The organism is Streptomyces sp. NPDC050549, from assembly GCF_040655035.1.
Classification (GTDB): Bacteria; Actinomycetota; Actinomycetes; order Streptomycetales; family Streptomycetaceae; genus Streptomyces.
This window is the reverse complement of the sequence record NZ_JBFAJD010000015.1, coordinates 21,748-40,732: the sequence shown is the minus strand read 5'-3', so window position 1 is coordinate 40,732 and position 18,985 is coordinate 21,748. Positions and strand designations below refer to the sequence as shown.

Annotated in this window: 10 protein-coding genes and 2 pseudogenes; 2 read left to right on the top strand and 10 right to left on the bottom strand. The window is 73.3% G+C overall.

From position 1 onward, the window contains the following. Positions 1 to 22: 22 nt before the first annotated feature. Positions 23 to 679, bottom strand: a complete 657-nt coding sequence (locus tag AB0I51_RS22500) for a GNAT family N-acetyltransferase (RefSeq protein WP_362977747.1) — start codon at positions 677 to 679, stop codon at positions 23 to 25. A 178-nt stretch (positions 680 to 857) separates the two neighbouring features. On the opposite strand from AB0I51_RS22500, the gene AB0I51_RS22495 reads away from it, so the two are divergent. Continuing rightward, positions 858 to 1,649: a hypothetical protein gene (locus AB0I51_RS22495; RefSeq protein WP_362977745.1), complete on the top strand. Its 792-nt coding sequence runs from the start codon at positions 858 to 860 to the stop codon at positions 1,647 to 1,649. Positions 1,650 to 1,841: 192 nt separating this feature from the next. Continuing rightward, positions 1,842 to 2,744 (top strand): MFS transporter, encoded by a 903-nt coding sequence (locus tag AB0I51_RS22490; protein ID WP_362977743.1) that lies wholly within the window; start codon positions 1,842 to 1,844, stop codon positions 2,742 to 2,744. A gap of 151 nt (positions 2,745 to 2,895) precedes the next feature. On the opposite strand, the gene AB0I51_RS22485 is transcribed toward AB0I51_RS22490, so the two are convergent. The 9 genes and pseudogenes from AB0I51_RS22485 to AB0I51_RS22445 all read right to left on the bottom strand — a co-directional run. After that, a complete protein-coding gene (locus tag AB0I51_RS22485) occupies positions 2,896 to 3,024 on the bottom strand; it encodes a hypothetical protein (RefSeq protein WP_362977741.1) in 129 nt (42 codons plus the stop codon). A 296-nt stretch (positions 3,025 to 3,320) separates the two neighbouring features. Next, on the bottom strand, positions 3,321 to 5,210 hold the full coding sequence (locus AB0I51_RS22480; protein ID WP_362977739.1) for a hypothetical protein: 1,890 nt from the start codon (positions 5,208 to 5,210) through the stop codon (positions 3,321 to 3,323). Beyond that, positions 5,207 to 8,731, bottom strand: a complete 3,525-nt coding sequence (locus AB0I51_RS22475; RefSeq protein WP_362977737.1) for a DUF5682 family protein — start codon at positions 8,729 to 8,731, stop codon at positions 5,207 to 5,209. The genes AB0I51_RS22480 and AB0I51_RS22475 overlap by 4 nt, the downstream gene beginning before the upstream one ends. Further along, complete coding sequence (locus AB0I51_RS22470) at positions 8,728 to 9,888, bottom strand: AAA family ATPase (RefSeq protein ID WP_362977735.1); 1,161 nt, start codon at positions 9,886 to 9,888, stop codon at positions 8,728 to 8,730. Before AB0I51_RS22470 ends, AB0I51_RS22475 begins: the two co-directional genes overlap by 4 nt. Positions 9,889 to 9,974: 86 nt before the next feature. After that, on the bottom strand, positions 9,975 to 14,867 hold the full coding sequence (locus tag AB0I51_RS22465; RefSeq protein WP_362977733.1) for a DNA-binding protein: 4,893 nt from the start codon (positions 14,865 to 14,867) through the stop codon (positions 9,975 to 9,977). Next, positions 14,864 to 15,730 carry a DUF4132 domain-containing protein gene (locus tag AB0I51_RS22460; RefSeq protein WP_362977731.1) on the bottom strand — a complete coding sequence of 289 codons (867 nt, stop codon included), beginning with the start codon at positions 15,728 to 15,730 and terminating at the stop codon, positions 14,864 to 14,866. The genes AB0I51_RS22465 and AB0I51_RS22460 overlap by 4 nt, the downstream gene beginning before the upstream one ends. Positions 15,731 to 16,003: 273 nt before the next feature. Further along, positions 16,004 to 17,233: a SpoIIE family protein phosphatase gene (locus AB0I51_RS22455; RefSeq protein ID WP_362977729.1), complete on the bottom strand. Its 1,230-nt coding sequence runs from the start codon at positions 17,231 to 17,233 to the stop codon at positions 16,004 to 16,006. A 230-nt stretch (positions 17,234 to 17,463) separates the two neighbouring features. Next, positions 17,464 to 17,805: pseudogene (locus AB0I51_RS22450) on the bottom strand (hypothetical protein); the annotation flags it as partial. Between the two features lie 106 nt (positions 17,806 to 17,911). Continuing rightward, positions 17,912 to 18,904: pseudogene (locus AB0I51_RS22445) on the bottom strand (APC family permease); the annotation flags it as partial. Positions 18,905 to 18,985: the final 81 nt, after the last annotated feature.

The following is an 18,985-nucleotide window of genomic DNA, read 5'->3' as shown; positions in this document are numbered from 1 at the left end:
AGCGTGGGCGTCCCTACCGCGCTCACGCGTCCAGCGGGTCCGGGCCTCGCACGGCGCTGGTCAGGGGTGCCAGGACGCGCCATCCGAGTCGCTCGTACAGGACCCGGCCCTCCGGCGTCGCGCCCAGCACACCGACTGCGGCGTCCTGTCCGGCAGCGGCACTGGCGAGCGTGGCCATCACCAGGCGTCCCAGGCCGCGGCGTTGGTGGGCCGGGTCGGTCTCCACCTGGTCGACGACGGCGGTGGAGCCGGTGACGGCGATCTGACCGCGCGCGGCGAAGGCGCCCTCCGCGGTGCGCACCAGGACGCGGGTCACGCCGGCGCGGTTCCAGGTGCGCAGCCGGTAGCCGTCGGGGACGTCGGTGCGGGAGGAGTGCAGTGGGGCCGACATCAGGAAGCCGGGACCGGCTGCCAGGGACCAGCCGGGTGTCAGCCAGGGGGTGAGGGTCTCCGGTGCCAGGAACGCCTTCAGCCGGACGTCCGGGGCGGTGGCGTTCTCGGTGATCTCGCGGACGGTCGGCTCGTCGGCGGTGGTCAGGACGTGGCGCATGACGTGCCGGGGCAGACCGACATCGATGGTGAAACCCCAGGAGCAGGGCGCCGGTTCGGCCGCGCCACGTGAAAGGGCCCAGCCGTCGGCCCACGCCGCCACGGCTTCGGCCGTGTTCCTGAAAGACAAAACCCCTCCTGATGTAAGTAATGCATTCGTGGTTCACCTATTACATCAGGAAGGAGGGCGGCCCGCGAGACCCCAGGGGCAACCGTGACCGGCCCTCATGGGTCTAGCCACCGAATGACACACCATCAGGTCCGTCGCGCGGGGAGGCGGCGGACCCACCGTCCCGAGGGGGGACCCCATGCGCATCCGCCCGGCCCTCGCCGTCACCTTCCTGACGGCCACCCTTTCCGCATCGATGCTGCCGGCCACCGCCCAGGCGGCGGACACGACAGCCGCCGACGACACCACGTTCTCGAACGTCGTGGTCAACGGAGGCAAGGACATCGTGCTCGGCCTGACCACCAGAAAGACCGTCACGATCACATGGACGGCCCACGACCCCGAGGGTGTTGTCGCCTCCTGGGCCTACCTGTGGCACGGCCCCAACACGGACGACGCCGACGGCGTCCTCCCGCTGTACCCGCCGACGGGAGCGTGTGCGGTGTCGCCGACGGACCCGACCACCTCCACGTGCAAGGTGAACCTCGGTGTGGACGCCGCCCGGGACTTCGACCACAACGGCCTCGCCGGAGCCTGGAAGGTGCTCGCCGGGGCGCAGGACTCCACGGACGAGTGGACGGAGATCGACGAGGCCGGCACAGCGAACTTCAAGCGGTACGCCAAGGTGACGGTCAATGCCTCGCCCGAGCCGGTGAAGAAGGGCAGGACGATCACGGTCACCGGGAAACTGACCCGCGCCAACTGGGACACCGGCACCTACACCGGCTACCAGGACCGGCCGGTCCAACTGCAGTTCCGTAAGAAGGGCGGCTCCGTGTACACCACCCTGAAAACCGTCACCAGCGGCGTCGGAGGCACGCTGAAGACCACCACCAAGGCCAAGGCCGACGGCTACTTCCGCTTCGTCTTCACCGGTACCCCCACCACCGGCCCGTCCACGGCGACAGGAGACTTCGTCGACGTCAGGTGACGGATCGTGCCCGTTCCCACCTGTCGGTGCGGTCAGGCCGGCGTCCATCCGGGGTGGACGCCGGCCGGGCCGACGGATGCGGGAATCGCGCCCGCCGGTGACGATGAGCGTCAGCGAGGGTAGTGGAGACACCCGAAAGGACACCGATGCCCGGATCTTGAACCTCGTCGTCGTCCCGACGGCTTCACCGGCGTGCAGCGGGCCGTCAACTCCTGCCTGCTGGCCATGGCCGCCCTGTTCGCCTTCGGAGGACGGCTGGCCGACACCGTCGGTCACCGGCGCATGGTCACCCTCGGGGTGGTCGTCTTCGCCGCGGCGTCCGCACTGTGCGGGCTGACGCCCAAGGGCGGCGCCGAGGGATGGCTGATCGCGTTGCGGGCCCTCCGGGGAGCGGGTGGAGCGCTCATGTACCCGGCGGCCCTGGCCATCGTGGTCAACTCCTACGCGCTGCAGGAGCGCGGCAAGGCGCTCGCCCCCTTCTTCGGAATCGCGGGCGGTCTCACCGCGGTCCGACCGATCCTCGACGGCTGGCTGACGCAGTGGACCCGGCGGGCCATCTCCTGGGTCGACATCCCCGTCGCCGTCGTGGCGCTCGTACTCATCGAGATGGCGCGCCCGCACACCCCGCACCGGCCGGCCCCGATGGACCACCGCGGACTGGCACTCATCGTGGCCGGCGTGGGCCTGAGCATCTTCGGCTTCCAGCAGTCCTATCGGTGGGGCCGGCACTCCGCGGCGACCTGGCTGTGCACCGTCGTCGTGGGCCTGATGCTGCTCGTGGTCTTCGTCCTCACAGAGAGGCGAACGGCCCATCCGCTGCTGGACCTCGACCTCTTCCGGGGCTGGGCCTTCCTCGTGCAGAACATCGTCCTGGGCGTGGCCATGGCGGCCTTCGTCCCCATGTTCTTCTTCACCAGCGTCTATGCGGAGGTCGCCCTGGGGAAGAAGGCCTCCGCGGCCAGCCTCGACCTGCTCTACTTCTTTCTCGGCTTCGTGGTGCCGCGCAGATCGGCGGACGGGTGCTCGACCGGATCGGCGCCAAACGCCCCGTGGTACTGGCCTGCGTCGGCTACTTCCTGTGGGCGGACCGGGTGACAGGGCTGAGCGAGAGCAGCATCGTGTGGTGCATCGTGCTCACGGGCGCGGGAATGGGGCTGATGCTGGGACAGTCCAACACCGACGCGGTCAACCGGGTGCCCCAGCTCTCCTACGGCGAGGCGACCGGCGTCACGCAGACCGTGCGCAACTACGGCTCCAGCCTGGGCCTGGCCGTCCTCGGCACGATCTTCGCCTCGGTGCTGCAGTCACGGATCACCCAGTCCCTGATCGCGCAGGGGACGGGCCACGACGCGGCGAGCCGGGAGGCCAAGTCCATCTCTCAGCTCAGCTCAGCTCAGTTCGGGGCAGGGCAGCGGTGGCACCGGCTCCATTCCGCACTTCGTCCGGCTGGGCGTGGCCGAGGCCACCCGCTCGGTTCTCCTCGGCATGGGCGTGATCATGGCCGTCGCCTTCGTTGTCGCGCCGTTCGGCCTGCGCCGTGGAGTCCAACGGGAACTGCCCACGGAAAAGCGGGAGTTGAGGGCGGCACAGGCGTCAGGAAAGGGAGACCGAAGAGCGGTTCGGGCGCCGTCCCCCACGGTCGGCGCCCGCCCGGGGAATCGGTTCCTGCGGTCAGGTCGCGTCCGGCGGCTCCCAGGTGGCCCGGACCAGCGCCCGCTCGGTACCGGCCAGGTAGACGGCGGCGGCGAGCCAGGCGCGCGCGTACCCGTCCGGGTCGGCTTCCTCGGTGCGGCCGAACACATCCCGCCCACGCCGGTCCGCCTCCGCGGCGAGCGCGTGCGACAGATCTGCGGCCGTCCGGAAACCGGCCCGCCGCAACGCTACGACGGCCCCGGCCCGGTCGCCGTCGCGCGCGGGCTCGGCGGCAGCCCTGCGCCCACCGGACACGGCGACCTCGACCAGCCGCCGCAGTCGCCACAACGGCGCCTCGGCCACCGGGTCGGACGGGACGCGAGGGAGTCCGGCCGTCTCCGGGAGAGCGTCGGCGGGCGGCAGATGGCTGCCTTCGATACGGTCGTAGCCCATATCGGCATGGCCCTGCCACGCCGCGGGCAGCCGCAGCGTCGCCGTGGTCTCGTCCGGTTCCGGCGTTGGGCCGACGGCGAGTGGCCTGAGCGCAGCCGCGCGATCGGGGTCGAGGCGGCCGACGACGCGCAGCCGCAGCCCGGGACGGGACGCCAGCCGGCGAAGGTTCGCGGTGTGGGCGAGGTCGGGGTGACCGTTGGCCGGCAGGAGCCGGATCAGCAGGCCGGCCGGATCCGGCCGACCGGAGACCAACTCCTGCGCGAGCAACTGCTGGTCGACCACTCCGACGATGACCAGATCACAGCCGATCAGCTCACCGGCCGTCCGCTCGGCCCCCTCCGGATCGCTCACCGGAGCGTTCCCGAGCCGGGAGGCGACGGCCTCGGCGAGCGGTCGCGCGAACAGCGCGGCCAACGGGCGCGAGGTCCAGGACCGGCCCGCGACCGGCGTCGCCCGGACTCCCTTACCGGCGCCGAGACGGCCGTCCGGGGACAGCGTCGCCCCCGAGATCAGCAACCCGCCCCGGGAGAGCCCGGCATGGTCGACGCTGCCCGAACCGAGCGCGACCGTGGCCGTGGCGGCGCCACGCGCACGGGCGGGACCTCCCGGTCTCACGTCCGCGACGGTGAACCAGCTCCCGTCGTCGGAGATGACGTGGGTGACCACCCCGCCGTAACCGGTTGCGGAGATCACCGGTTCCCGGCACACGCCGTGCACACGCAGCGCGCCCTCCGGCCGGTAGTTTCGGCGGGCCGTTCCGACCAGCGCCGGCGCCGGATCGGCTGCCGCCAACAGACCAGTGGTGAACAGCAGTTCACGCAGATCGGTGACCAGGTCGGCCAGCCGGTGCCCGTCATGGCGCGCTCGTGCGCCCCGCAGGCCGCGGACCACTCGCAGCGCCGCCGCCTCCGCGCGGTGCAGCCCGGCGAGGCGCGCGGTGTGCGAGGCGCGCAGCACCTCCGCCTGAGCCACCGCGCCCGCAGCGGGCACCCCGGCGGCCAGAACGGCAGCCGCGGCGGCCCACAGCGAGCGGGCAGCGGTCAACTGCGCCTCTGTGGGGCCCGATTGCGGCGTTGACGCGGCGGTGTCCGGCCCGGGCGCACCGACGACGGCCCGGACGGTGTCCTGCGCCGACGACTCGACCTCCCCAGCGGTCTCGCCCTCCTGGGCCACGGGTGTCTCCGCGTCGGCCACCGGACACGCGCCGAGCACTGCGGCGAGGTGCAGGCACCTCGGGGCCAGCAGACAACTGCACACGGCCTCCCCGGTGTCCGTGACCGCCAAGGAAGGACCCGGCGTGAGGACGACCTCCGCGTCCTCACCGCACCGCACCCGCCGCACGGCACCCTCGACGGTGACGGGCGCGGCCGCATACGTCTCGATCGCGGCGTCCAGTTTCTTGCGCAGTCGGGAGGTCAGGGCCTCCACGGCGGCAGCGGCCACCTCGGGCGCCACCGGGGGCAGTTCGGGGTTCATCGGGTCTCTCCGCGGAGGCGTTCGCCCACCCAGCGGGCGAGGGCGAGAGGACTGAGGGCGGCCACGGGCATCCCGGCCGCCACGAGTTGCTGCGCCACCGGCACGGAGTAGCGCGGGGTACCGGAGTCGTCCAGAGCGGCGCAACCCATCAGATGCACCCCGGAACTCGCGAGGGCCCGCACCTCGCCCAGGAGTCCGCCCAGTGGATAGCCCTCCTCGAAGTCGCTCACCACCACCACGAGGGTCCGGCTGGGTACGGTCACGAGGGAACGCGCTTGGGCCAGACCGGCCGCGATGTGCGTGCCGCCGCCCACCCGCACCTCCAGCAGCAGGGACAGCGGGTCCTCGACCTTGTCCGTCAGGTCGATCACGTCCGTCGAGAACGCCAGGAAGTGTGTGCTGAGCGTGGGCACTCCGCCCAGTACGGCGGCGGTCAGCGCCGACCAGATCACGGAGGCCTCCATCGACCCGGACACGTCGACCACCAGGATCAGTCGCCAGTCCGCCTCCTTGCGCGAACGGGTGCTGAACACCGGCCGCTCCGGCACGACCAGGGTGCTGCCGTCGGCCCTCTTGCGGGCATGCGCCAGGTTCGCCCGCAGGGTGCGCGGCAGGTCGATCCGGCCGCCCGGACGGCGGGTCGGCCGAGGCGTGGCCAGTCCGCTCAGAGCGGGCCGCATCCGGGTGGCCAACTCCTTGGCCAGCTCGTCGACCAGCCGGCGCACCAGCGGGCGCAGCCGGGCCAACTGCTGCTCGGGCATCCCGCCCGCCAACGACAGCATGGATGAGAGCAGATCGACCGAGGGACGTACGGACTCGGGGTCGAGCTCGGCCAGTACGTCGCTGCGCCCCTGATCGGCGGCGCGGGCGAGAACCTCCTCGCGCACCTCCGCACCGAACAGTGCCTGGAGTTCCTCGGACCACTCACGCGCGGTCGGGAAGGAGGCGCCCTGCCCGCCGGGACCGCTGTCCCGGCCCAGGTCCGAGGAGCCCTCGCCGCGGCCCCTGCCGTACAGCTCGTCGAGCGCGTGCGCGTAACGGCGGGCGCCCGCCGACAACTTGTCGCTCTCCCTGCCGAGGAGCAGACGCCACCGGTCCGTCGGTGTGAGACGGAGCTCGTCATCGATGGACGGATCCGGCACCGGCGCTGGACGGGGGGCGGCGGTCAAGGGTGCCGGAGCCTCGGTGGGCCCGGGCGTCGAGGGCGCCGCCCGCAGGGCCTCCACCGCCGCGCGACCCGCCGCGTCCGCCGCCGCCCACAGGGCCAGCAGACGCGGCGATGCGGACAGCGTCAGGTCGAGACGGTCGCCCAGTCGCTCCGTGACCGTGTTCAGCAGACGGTCACGGCCTGCCGGCGACAGCGTGTCGAAGCCTCCGCGCAGGGCGGGCAGCCGGTCCAGGAACGCCTGGTCGCCCAGCGAGTCGACCCGGTCGAGCAAGGGATCGAGCGCGGTCGGCGCCGACTGGAGCAGTGGTGCGGCCCCGGTCAGCAGTCCGGCGAGTCTGCGTGCCAGCGCGTGCCGTCCGGCGGGGGCGGTGGCGGCATCGATCCAACCGGCGGCCCGTGTGCCGAGAGCGTCGGCGTCGTCCAGGTCGAGCAGGACCCGGCAGGCGAGAGCGGCTCCCTGGACGAGGGGCGAGGCGATGTACGCGAGTCCGCCGAGGGCTTCGTCCATGCGCAGTCCCAGGCGTTGGCCGGCGGCGCGTGTGGCCAGGGCGACCAGCGCGGCGGCCTCCTCCGGGTCGTCGCTGCCGGCCAGACCCGGCAGAGACCGTACCGCCGACTCCAGCAGATCCGCGGCCAGGACACGCGCGGCCTGCCGGGACTCGGGCGTGGTGCCGGGCAGATGGTCCCGGCGCAGCGCCTCCAACAGGTCAAGTCCGGTGAGGAGTTCGGGGAGCGTCGCGGAGGCGGGCAGCACCTCCGCGGCCTCGGCCAGCCGCTGGGCGACCAGGACGGGCAGATCGCAGCGGGCGGCGTCCCGAAGCCCCGTCAGGACCAGGGCACATGTGGGGCCGCCCTCCGCCGACTCCCTCCGGAAGGTCTCCCGCAGCGTTCCCTCGGCCGCCAGCGCGGCGGTCACGCCCCGCACCCCGGCCAGGTCCAGCCGGACGGGCACGGACGGCACCCACGCCAGCCGCCACCGCGTGGTGAGCGCGGCGGCGTCGCCCGTACCGGCCACCTCGACCGGCTCGCCGTATCCCACCCCGCACACGTCGAGCCGCCTGAGGAGGATCTCGCGCCGGTTGTCGAGGGCGGAGCGGAGCGGGTCCAGGCGCAGTTCACGCGGAGCGGGGTCGTCAGGGCCGGGCAGACGCAGGGCGGCGAGTTCGGCCTCGACGGAAGGGCCGAGCCCGGAGCGCGGGGTGCCCGGCGCGACCCGTCCCCGGTCGGTGCCCACGAGGACCACTTCCAGGGCCCGCGCGAGAGCACGGCCCCGGCCGAGCGGCTCACCCTGCCCCATCACGGACGTCAGTGCTTCCAGCACCTCGCCCCGGCCCGGTGCGGGGAGCCCGCGCAACCGGGCGAGGTCGCAGGCCACCCGCAGCGTCTCGCGGGCCTCGCCGGTCCCGGCTGTGTGCCCGGCGGCGCGCAACTCCCGGCACACTCCCGTGATGGCCCGCGCGGCGGCGTCGTAGAGCAGCTCCGGATCGCCCGCCGCGCCGAACACCGCCTGCTGCCAGCGCGGGTCGCGGATCCCGGCCGGATAGCCGGACCGGGAGTCGAGCAGATCGAACGCGTACGGGACCAGGGAGGTGACGACGGACGGGGGCTCCGCCGGGAGCGCCGAGCCGGCCGCCCCCTGCCCCTGCCGGCTCGCCTCCTCAGCCAGCGCCGACGCGTGGAAGGCACCGACCACCGCCGCGACGCGGCGTCCGCCGTTCGCCGCGAGGGCGATCGTCTCCCGCATATGGGCTTCGCGCGCCAGGTCCATCATGGGCACACCGCCCGACGACTCGGCGTCCTGGCGCAGCGCCCAGCCGACGCCCAGGGCGGCCCGGCGCAGTGACTCGGGGGCGCAGCCGGGGGCGAGGACCTCCACGCTGCGGTCCCACAGGTCGTCCCCGTCACGGCCGGTCCCGGCCGCGGTGAGCGCCTGCGCGAAGGAGGTGGGCGTCGGCCGGTCGTCCACCTCGGCGCGCTCGGGCACCACCGTGTGCCACCGCGCGTCGGCCATCGGAAGGTCGCAGCAGACGACCTCCACCCCCCGCTCCCGAGCCCAGCGGACCGCGGCGAGTTCGGGCGAGAAGTCGGCGAACGGGTAGAAGCCGAGCCGTCCGTCGGCACCGGCACCCGCGAGCGCGACCGGCGCGAGTGTGCCGGGGGCGCCGAGATGGGTCAGCCACGGCTGGAAGTCCACCGGCAGTTCCACGCACACCACCTCGGCGCCGGCCGCGTCCAGCAGCGCGGGCACGGCGGCGGCGAGCGCCGGGCTGTGGTGGCGTACACCCAGCAGGTACGGCACCACGGAGTCGGCCAGGGCGTCGAGCGCGGCCCTGGGGTCCTGAGCGATCGTCACCGGAGGTTCTCCCGCAGGTCCCAGAGGCGGCGCCAGGTCGCGGAGCCGTCCTCGGCACGGCGGCGCACCGGGCCGTCCCAGTAACCCAACAGGCGTGCGTGGTCGGTGGGATCGTCCTTGCGGACCACGCCCAGGAGATGGCCGGGCACCAGGTCGAGCGGGTCCCCGGCGGGCAGGTAGGCGGTGGCCACCCCGAGGGAGACCGCGACCTGCACCGCCTCCGCGGTGGACATCACCGTGCCCGGACGCTCCACGTCCCAGCCCTCGGCCGAACGCCCGGCCCGCAGATCGCGGAAGACGGTCACCAGGACGTCGAGCACCGCGTCGTCGACGTCGAAGGCGGCGCCCGCCCGCTCGACGGCCGCGACAGCCTGTCGTTTCACGAGCGCGGTCTCGGCGTCGACGTCCGCGATCGGATGCACCGTCTCGAAGTTGAAGCGCCGCTTGAGCGCGGCGGACATCTCCGACACACCGCGGTCGCGCAGGTTGGCGGTGGCGATGACGGTGAAGCCGGGAGCGGCGGCGACCTGCGCCTCGTCCGTGCCGGACAGCTCGGGCACACTCATCCGGCGGTCGGAGAGGATCGACACCAGCGCGTCCTGCACCTCGGGCAGACAGCGGGTGATCTCCTCGACACGCGCCACCAGTCCCGAGCGCATCGCGCTGAGCACGGGCGAGTCCACCAAGGCCTGGGGAGTGGGGCCCTGGGCGAGGAGGAGGGCGTAGTTCCAGCCGTAGCGCAGGGCGTCCTCGGTGGTGCCCGCGGTGCCCTGCACTGTCAGCGCGCTGGTGCCGCAGACGGCCGCCGCCAGCAGCTCCGAGAGCATCGACTTGGCCGTGCCGGGCTCACCGACCAGCAGCAGTCCGCGTTCTCCGGCGAGCGTGACCACGCACCGCTCCACCAGGGCGCGTTCGCCGACGAACTTGGGGGCTATGACGAGTTCGCGGGGCAGTGTCTCGTGCGGCTCGGGGAGCTTGAGGGCTTCGCCGGCGCTGCCGCACACGAAGGTGATGACGGATCGGGGCGTCAGCTGCCAACCGGGCGGACGCGGGCCCTCGTCGTGGGCGGCGAGGAAGGCGAGTTCGGTGGCATGGCGCTCTTCGGCCGGCCGGGTCTGCCGGTCGGGCAGGGCCGTCGCCGTGTCGGTCAGGGTCATGAACGTCCTTGCTGGGTAGGTCTGTTCGTCGTCAGTGGGGTGGGGGCGCCCGGGGAAGTGCGGGGCGCCCCCGTGCGAGGCGTTCGTCAGCGGCGGCGGCCCCGCCGTACCTTCAGCTCCTCGAACCGGGGAGCGTCGCCCTCCCGGACCCGCTGCCAGGCTCTGCGGTACAGGTCCGCGACCGGTTCGGCCGGCACGATCACGCCGAGGGGCGTGTGATCGCCGTCGACGAGGTCGAACAGCGGCAGCTTCCAGCGCTCCAGGGGAACGCGCGGGGAGGGCTGTTCGGCCCAGCCGCCGGGCAGGAAGAGCGAGCGGCCGGCCCTGGTCCGGGTGGCCTGGACCACGAGGCCGGTGGCGGCCAGTTCGGCGCGGGCCGCCTTGAGCCGGGCCGGCTTCCACCCCGTCCACCGGGCCGTCGTGCGGTCGGTCGGGTCGGGCATGGCGAGCAGCATCAGATACAGCGTGGCCGCGTCCTCGCCGAGGCCGCACTCCTTGGCCGCCTCGACGACCAGGTCGGGCACGGAGTGGCCCGGGTGCTGGGGCCACCAGGTGCCGTCCTTGTCCCACTCGCCCGCGATCGGCTCGCCGGGGTCGGCGAGGAGGGCCGCGAACCGGGGGTCGCGGACCAGTCGCAGGGCGACCTCGGCCGGGAACGGCTGGTCGTCGACGCGGGTCGCGGGTAGATAGGGGTCCTGGCCGGCTTCGTCGAGGAGGTCGACACGGATGGCCGGGGCCGGCTGGTCGTCATGGGTGGCGAGGACGACGGCGCCGTAGCGCTCGAATCCCGGACCGGTCTCCGTGGGCGTGCCCGCCGTCTTCCGGAACGCGGGGAGGCTGATGTACGGGCCGAGGTCGAGCATCAGTCCGGGGGCGGCCAGGCGTTGGCGCACCGCGGTGAGCGCGGGTGGCAGCGCGGCGCGGATCGGGTCGCCTGCCGGCAGCCGGTGGGCGAGCCACGCGGCGAGGCCGACCGAACCGACCAGGGTCTGCGTGGTGAACCCGGCCGAGTCGTTGCCGACCGGCCGCACCCGGTCGCCGTTGACCTCCCACCGCAGATCCCGGCTGAGCTGCGGGGCACGGGTCGGGTCCAGCAGCGCGGGCAGTGCTTCCCGTACCGGCCAGGGCGCGTGCTTGAAGGCGCGGATGGCGTCGCTGAGCAGGTCCTCGGGGATGGCGGGACGCTTGCCGAGCCTGCTGTTCCACACCGCGGCACCCGCCGCCACGTCCGGGCCCTCGGTCCACAGCCGGACCGGGTCGGCGGGCAGCAGCGCGGCCACGACCGCGGCACGGACGGCACTGTCGAGGGCGCGCAGTTCGTCCTTGGCGACCGCCGCAGGGGCGACCTTCACCCCGATCACATTGCGCGCCTGGGTGGTGAGGAAGGCGCGCTCGTAGCCGTCGACTCCAGGCAGCCCGGCGACGACGAGCCGGGCCATGGTCTCGGTGACACCGGTCAGCCGGGCGAACTCCTCGGCCGCGTCCGGGAACCACGGTGCCGGACCCCGCTCGGCGAGCGCGGCGAGGAACACACCGAGCCGGCCCGGCTGTCCGTCCTCGCCGATCGGGTCACAGGCCAGGACCTTGTACGGCTCCGGAGCGGCAAACCGTCCTGCCGGATCGTGGAACAGACCGGTGAAGTCGCAGCCGTCGTCGTCCCGGGACCCGTGGCCGGTCACCGCGACGAAGGCGCCGTCCGCCAGCGGCAGCAGCCCGCTCCAGGAGCCCTCCCGCCAGGTGCCCGGGGCCGGCCGCAGCCGGTGCGCGTCCAGGTGCAGGGTCACCGAGCGCCAGAGCTCGCGCCCGCCCAGCCCCAACTGCTCGAATCCGGCCAGCAGTTGCCCAAGCGCCTCGCGGTGCTCGTCTGCGGTGGTACCGGCCGCCGCCCGGTAGGCGAGAGCCGTCACCCGCCCGAGCAGGGTGTGCAACTCCGGCTGTCCGACGGGCAGTTCGGGCCCGTCGAGGTGGAGCCGGCCATCGGACGGCCCCGGTACGACGCCGGTGGCGCCGACGGCACGGGTCAGCACCCGCAGGGCACGGAAGACGGTGTCGGCCTGGTCGTCGCGGTTCCACCAGTAGCCGTTCGACGCGCCGAGACCGCTCATCGCGTCCCGCAGCACGCTGTCCGTCGGACCGGCCGGACCCTCGTCCGCCACTCCGCCTTCCAGGGCCAGGGTGAGCCGGGTCGCCGCCGCGTCCAGGACCGCCTGCTGGGCCGCCGCGTACCGCACGACCCCGGCGATGCCCGCGAGCAGAGCGGGGTGGGTGACGTGCAGCAGCGTGCGGATCGCGGCGGGCAGCGCCTCCGGTTCCCTGTCGGCGGCGGCCGACAGCAGGGCGGCGGTGGTGTCCCGGTCGATGCGGCGCAGTCCCGTGGAGCCCGCCGGGTCGCGCGGGGTCAGGCACTCCCAGTACTGCATCGGCGGCAGCAGCAGAGTGCCCTCGCCGAACACGCCCGCCGTCCGGTCGGTCTTCGCCCAGGCGGTGACGACACCGTCCGCGTCGACCAGATCGAGCTGCCAGCCGTTGTGCACGACCGCGGTGGGCCGCTCCGCTCCGGGGAACATCACCAGCGTGTACGGCCGGCCCGCCTCGGCGGGCAGCGTGAGGGTGTGCCCGGCGAGATCCTCGACCCGCGTGGAGCCGTCGGGGAGTTCCAGCCTGCGCAGGCCCACAAGGCCGCCGACGGGTGCCGAGGCGGGGGCGGCGCCGGTCGTGGGGGAGGGCCGCAGTCGACCCCCGGCGAAGCTGCTGCCCGTCGGTGCGTCGCGCAGCCCGTCGGCCAGGAAGGCTGGTCGGCTCATGCGTCCGCGCTCGCCGGTGGCCGGGTCGTACTCGTACCAGCCACGCGCCTCCGGGTCCTCGGAATCCGCGTGCCAGACCCAGTAGTTGGAGCCGTCGAAGAGGAGCGGTCGCTCCTCGGGCACGGTGGTGTCCCCGGCGTGCAGCACACCCCGGCCGGTGGCCCGGCCACCGCCGGGCAGCGGCAGGGTGATGGGGAAGTTGCCCTTGTACCAGTCCATTTCGGTGCCGCGGGTACCGCGCGGGCCCTCGAGCTTCTCGACCCGGTCGGCACGGGTGTGCCAGTAGCCGCGCAGGCCGTCGTTTCGGCTGTTCCAGTAGACGAGGAGTTCGCCGTCGACATGATGGAAGCCGGGATCGCCGTACCGGTCGCCCGACGGGATGCGCAGATCGTGGGTGAGCAGCGTGCCCTCGGCGCCGATCACGCGGGCCTGCGCCTCGCCGGCCACCACGAGGTGGGGCCAGGCGTCGGCGACGAGCAGGTCCTCCACCTGATTCCTCGGGACGAGTTCGGCCGCCGCCTCCTCCCAGGCGGGCCAGCCGAGTTCGTCGAAGAGACCTGCCCGCAGGGTGCGCGCCAGCACGGGGGCGAGATCGGTGGCGGCCGCCTCGCGTACCTCCGCCTCGGCCAGCGCCAGCGCCTCGGCGGGCAGCCACTTCAGACGGGCCAGCGCGTCGGGCAGCTGGGGCAGACCGACCGCGGTGAACCGCTCGACGACCGTGCGCACCCACCGGGCCAGCAGCGGACGGCAGCCGGGCGACTGCGCGAGCAGCCGGATGGCCCGCATGCCCGCGTCGTTGTCGCCGAAGCGGTCCGCGCCCTTCAGGAAGACGCCGTGGAACCGGGCGTCGGCACCCAGGAACAGCAGATCCCGGTGCCCGTCGCCCGACGCCCACTGCTCCAGCGGCAGGGCGCGGTCCCGCTCCGGAGCAGCCACCGGAACATCCAGGGACAGCAGCAGGTCGATCAGGTCGATGTCGTGGGTGACCTTCAACGCGCCGCCGGACGCGGCGAGTTCGGCCCGCAGCCGGTCCGCCGTCCGCTCCACGAGCGGGTACAGCCGCGGCATCCGGGTCGAGCCGCGCCAGGACCGGGCCCGCTCACGGAACGTCAGGAAGCGCTCCAGCCAGCCCGCCGTGCCGTCCCGGGGACGCTCCTCCTCGGGCAGGGCCGCATCCCACAACCCCGCCGTGGCACCGGAGTCCTCCAGCACCTGGAGCCACAGCGCGGGCATCTCGTCGTCGTAGCCCGCCGGAACCATGTCCAGCAGAGTGCCGCGCACCTGCCGGTCACGCGCGGCCAGTGCCACCAGCGCGGCACGGTGGCCCTTCCACCAGCCGGCCGCGGCACGCAGCGTGGAGGGCAGACCGAGCAGTTCGGACAGGTAGTCCTGCTCGGCGAGGTCGGCGTCCCGCCCCGCGGCGCGGGCCAGCTTGCGCAGGTCGCCCGCCATCTGCGCGGACGGCGGCAGACCGCCCGCGGTACGGCGCAGACACAGCCGGGTGAAACGCCGCAGCGCCTCCTCGGCCGGCACCCGCGCGGCCAGTTCCCTGCCGTAGGAGGACAGCACCTTCACCGGCAGCGCGCCCGCCAGCGCGAACTCCAGGAACACCGCGTCGAGACGGTCCTCCTCGATGACGAGCCCGTGCTCCGCCTCGGCCTTGCGGGCCCGGGTGAACAACTGGGCCGCGTAGGTGGCGTTCTCCTCGGCGAGGAAGACCCGGGCCGCCTGTTCGTAGAAGGTCGGCAGGAAGTGCGGGACGGAGGCCGCCAGCCGCGCGCCGAGTTCCACGTAGGCGTCCAGGGCGGCCTTGGGCCGGGACTTCGCCTGCCGGGCGGCCCGCTCCAGGTCCGGTACGACACCGAGTGCGTGGTGTCCGTCCTCCGGGTGGTGCACAAGCACCCACTCCGGGAAGCCCAGCGACTGGCGCAACCCCAGCCCCACGACGGCCGGTTCGGCATCCTGCTCCAGGCCGAGGAAACCGGCGGCCAGGTCCTCCGCCGCGCCCAGCTCACCGGCGACCAGCCGCACCACCACCTGGTCGTCGAGACCCGGATGCCGATAGGTCCGGGCCGTCAGCGGCACCGCCCGCTCACCGGCGCCCTCCGCGTCCGGCGGCAGCACCGCCCCCGCCGCGAGCATCTCCTCGTACGACACCTGCGTCCCCCCGCTCATGCGTTCTTGCCTTCCTCGATGTCACGCCCGGCGTACAGCGCCGCCGCCATCCGCATCCCCTCGGACCAGGCCACCGGTCCCACCTCGCGCAACGGCAGGGCACGGCCGTCCTGGTCCTGCCAGCTGAGGCTCCCCGTCTCCACCGTGTCCTCCCAGTACGGCTCCCCGATCCACACGGAGGCCTCGACGGTGCGCCCGCCGTCGCGCACCCGGGCCGTGGAGTAGCCGCCGGAGACGCGATAGCCCAGCGAACTGGCGCGCGCGGCGAGGGCGAAGCGGGAGCGGAACGAGCCGCCGGCGAACTCCCGTATCTCGGTGGCCTTGGGAGCGAGCTCGTCGGGGCGCTGCCAGGTCGCCCGGTGGATCTGCTCGACGCGCTGCACGATGCCCAACTCGGCCGCGAACTCCCGGATGTCGTCGAGGTCCGGGAGCAGCACCGGGTGGGGCAGGGTCACCGTGCGCGGGGACAGCCGTACCGTCTCGCCGTCGAGGTTCACCACCCGCAGCTCGCCGTCCTCGGTGGTGCCGCGGAGGAAGCCGACCTCGTCGGGGTCGTCGCCGACCACGGCCAGGTCGCGCAGGGCCGACTGCCAGGCCTCGTCCGGCCACACCCGGACCAGCAGGCCGGTGGGGACGGGCAGCGACGACACCATCCAGGAGTCGACCTGGGCGACGCACCCGGCAGCGTGCCGATCCAGCCATTCGGCGAATCGCCGCAGCCGGTCCACCTCCGGGTGGTCCTTGAGTGCGCGCGGCAGGGACTTCAACTGCCGTCCCGCTGCCCGGCCCCCGGTGGCACGCGCCGCCACCCGCCCCTCCACCAGGGCGACTTCGTACCCGTCACCCGCCGACAGCCAACCCACGATGCCCCCGCCTTCCGCATCAACACAGCCCGAAGAAAGCACAGTTCAGCCGGGACGTCCCGACATCTGTGCGACGACATGCGGAACGTTAGCGGCGATCACTGACAATCGGCCGGGGAAGCTGTGGACGGGCTGGGAGAAGCCACCCGTGAAACGGGCGGACGAAGCGCCCGGCCGTACTCGGTCCGCGTACGCGCCACAGGGCCGGCGGGCGGTTCGCCGGGCCACGAGTTCAGGCCAAACCCACGGCCCCTGCCCGCGACCGACGTGCCGTCACAGACGCAGAACGATCAGGGCCGTGTCGTCGGTGTTGCCCCCGGCGGGGAGCAGATCGGCGAGCAGGGCGTCGGCCAGGGACTCGGGTTCCGCCTGCCGGTGGTGGGCGAGGGAGTCGGCGAGGCGGGCCAGACCGCGGTCGATGTCCTCCGTACGCCGCTCGATCAGTCCGTCGGTGTACAGCACCAGGGTGGCGCCCTCGGCGAAGGGGACGCTCGTCTGCACCCGGCCGACATGCTCGGGTTGGGCGCCCAGGGGCGGGTCGGTGGCCTGGTCGAGGAAGGCCACCGTGCCGTCGGGCGCGAGCAGGGCAGGCGGCGGATGGCCCGCACAGCTGTAGGTGATCGTGTGGTCGTCCCAGTCGATGAACGTCGTGACCGCGGTGGCCGACTCGGCACCCTCGACGAACCGGGAGTACAGACCGAGGGCCTCCAGGGCGGACCCCGGCCCGTCGGCGACCCGGCAGGCCGCGCTCAGGGCACTGCGCAGCTGGCCCATGGCACAGGCCGCCGCCAGTCCGTGTCCGACGACGTCACCGACGGCGACCGCCATTCCGCCGTCGGGCAGGTCGACCAGGTCGTACCAGTCGCCGCAGACGTTCAGGCCTCCCACGGCGGGCCGGTAGCGGACGGCCGCCCGGTGGTGGCCGACGGGACGCGGCGGGGGCAGCATCGCCGCCTGCAGGGTGAGGGCCACCTCGCGCTCGCGGGCGTGGGCCGTGCGCAGCCGCTCGTTGACCTGCTGCAGCTCACGTGCCCGGGTGTACAGCTCGGCCTCCAGTATCCGGGCCCGGCCGTCGTCGGCCTGGCCGCCGAAGCCCCGGACGAACTCGGTGACCTCCTCGACCCGGTGCACGATCAGCATCACTTCGCCGTCCGGGCCGAGGACGGGCGCGTTGACCGGGCTCCAGAAGTGCTCCACCCACCGGCCGGACAGCGGGGGGTCCTCGATGTCGTAGCGGAGCAGGGCCATGGTGTCGCGCTCTCCGGTGGTCACCGCGCGGAGCATCGACTCCCGGGTCTCGCGCATGCCGGCCGCCGCCGGGTCCTTGGGGTTCTCCGGAAAGACGTCGAAGATGTAGCGGCCGACCAGTTCCTCGCGCTTGCGTCCCGACAGGCGCTGGAAGTCCTCGTTGGCGTCGAGGTAGACAAGATCGGGGGTGAGCAGCGCAACCATGCCGGGCAGGTCGCGGAAGACCGCCGCGTAGTCGATCTCCGGATCCTGCATGGCCTGCCCGCTTCGACGCCGATGGTCACTGTGTCGCTCCACGATAAGAGGGATCTGGCCATGAAGCCCGGAAACGGCACTTATCGGTCCGCCAAGCAGCCATGATGCCGCAGGTCGTCACCCGACCGGGTGGACTGCCTGCGGGGCCGCCGTGGGTGGCCGGGCGATGGTATTGCCCGCCGAGGGACCACGCCGGTCATGATCCGGTGTGCGTAGCGCCCGACCACGCCGGTGGTGACCCGGCGGTGGGCCGCCCGGGCGTGGAGGAGGCGGGCCAGAGCCGTGCCCACCACGGCAGCGGTGAACAGGCAGGCGAGTCAGAAGATGTCGCGGTGCCCGGCCAAGGTGTGAGTGCCGGCGGGCGGTACGACGAAGCCGTTGAGGAAGTGTCGGCACAGCACCGCGGTGCCGGGGGCCGCCGTGAAACGGGCGCACGGACCGGGCAGTACGGAGAACAGGGACAGCGCGACCGGCGCCGGCGAGGGCCGACCGGGACCTGTCAGCGCGTCGAGCCGTGCGCCCGGCACCGACGCGCCGCCGGATGCGGTCGCCCCGACCAGTGGCGTGACCACGGGTGAGGGGACGGGCCGTGCTCCACGCCTGCACCAGTCTCCAGGCGCCCGCGCCGAGCAGGACGACCCCGCCGATCGCGGGCAGGACGACAGTCGGCCAGACGTGCGCCGCTCTGGCGTGGGGCCCGGCGCGGTGCACCCAGGCGGAGGTGAGTCCGGTGATTCCGTAGTGGAAGGCGGTCAGCACCCCGCAGTCGGACACCGCGTCGCCGAGGACGAGTCCGTGGCCGAGGAAGTTCAGCGCGACGTACACCACCGCGCCGATGACCCCGACCGCGATCGTGCCCACGTGCGGGATGCGGAAGCGCGGGTGCAGCCGGGCCAGTGCGCGGGGGAGGGCGCCCTGGTCGCCCATCGGCAGCATGGTGCGGCTCAGGGTCAGCGCCGTCGTCTCCGTCGAGGCGGCGGCCGAGGTGAGGACCATGGGGATCAGCAGGTGCCACAGTACCGAGCCGAAACCGCTCGACCCGAACACCGCGGTGCCGAAGCCGTAGAGGACGTCCCCGGAGTTGTCCGGGTCGTTGAGGCCGATCCCGGAGTCGCCGATGCCGGCGAAGGAGATCGCGGCGAACGTGGCGAGGAGGTACAGGGCCACAAGGAGGACCGTGTACCAGGTCGCGGCGCGGCCCGGGACGCGGTGCCGGTCGGTGGTCTCCTCGTTGACGGTGAGCGCCGTCTCCCACCGCCAGTAGATGAACAGCATCAGCACCAGTGCGCTGACGAACGAACTCAGGGACGCGCCCTCGAGCGGGTTGAGCCAGGACAGGCTCGGCCGCCCGATCCCGGCCGGCGCGTCGCCGGCGTACACCTTGACGAGCGCGACGACGGACAGGGCCACGAGCATGCCGAACTCGAGGAACAGCAGGGCGCGTTGGACCGCGGCCGCGATCTCGATACCGCGGTAGCAGACGAGGGTCATCAGCGCGAGCCAGCCGAGTCCGGCAAGCAGTACCCGCCGGTTCGCCGGATCGGAACCGATGTTCTCCGCGCCCGCCAGCAGGAACACGTACTGTCCGGCGACCTGCGCGAGGCTGCCTGTCACGAGGACGAAGGACGCGATGATCGCCCAGCCGCCGAGGAAGCCGAGGCTCGGGTTCAGTGAGCGCGTGGCCCAGGTGAAGATCGTGCCGCAGTCGGGGCCGGTTGAGCGCGGCGTAGCCGAAGGAGACGAACAGGATCG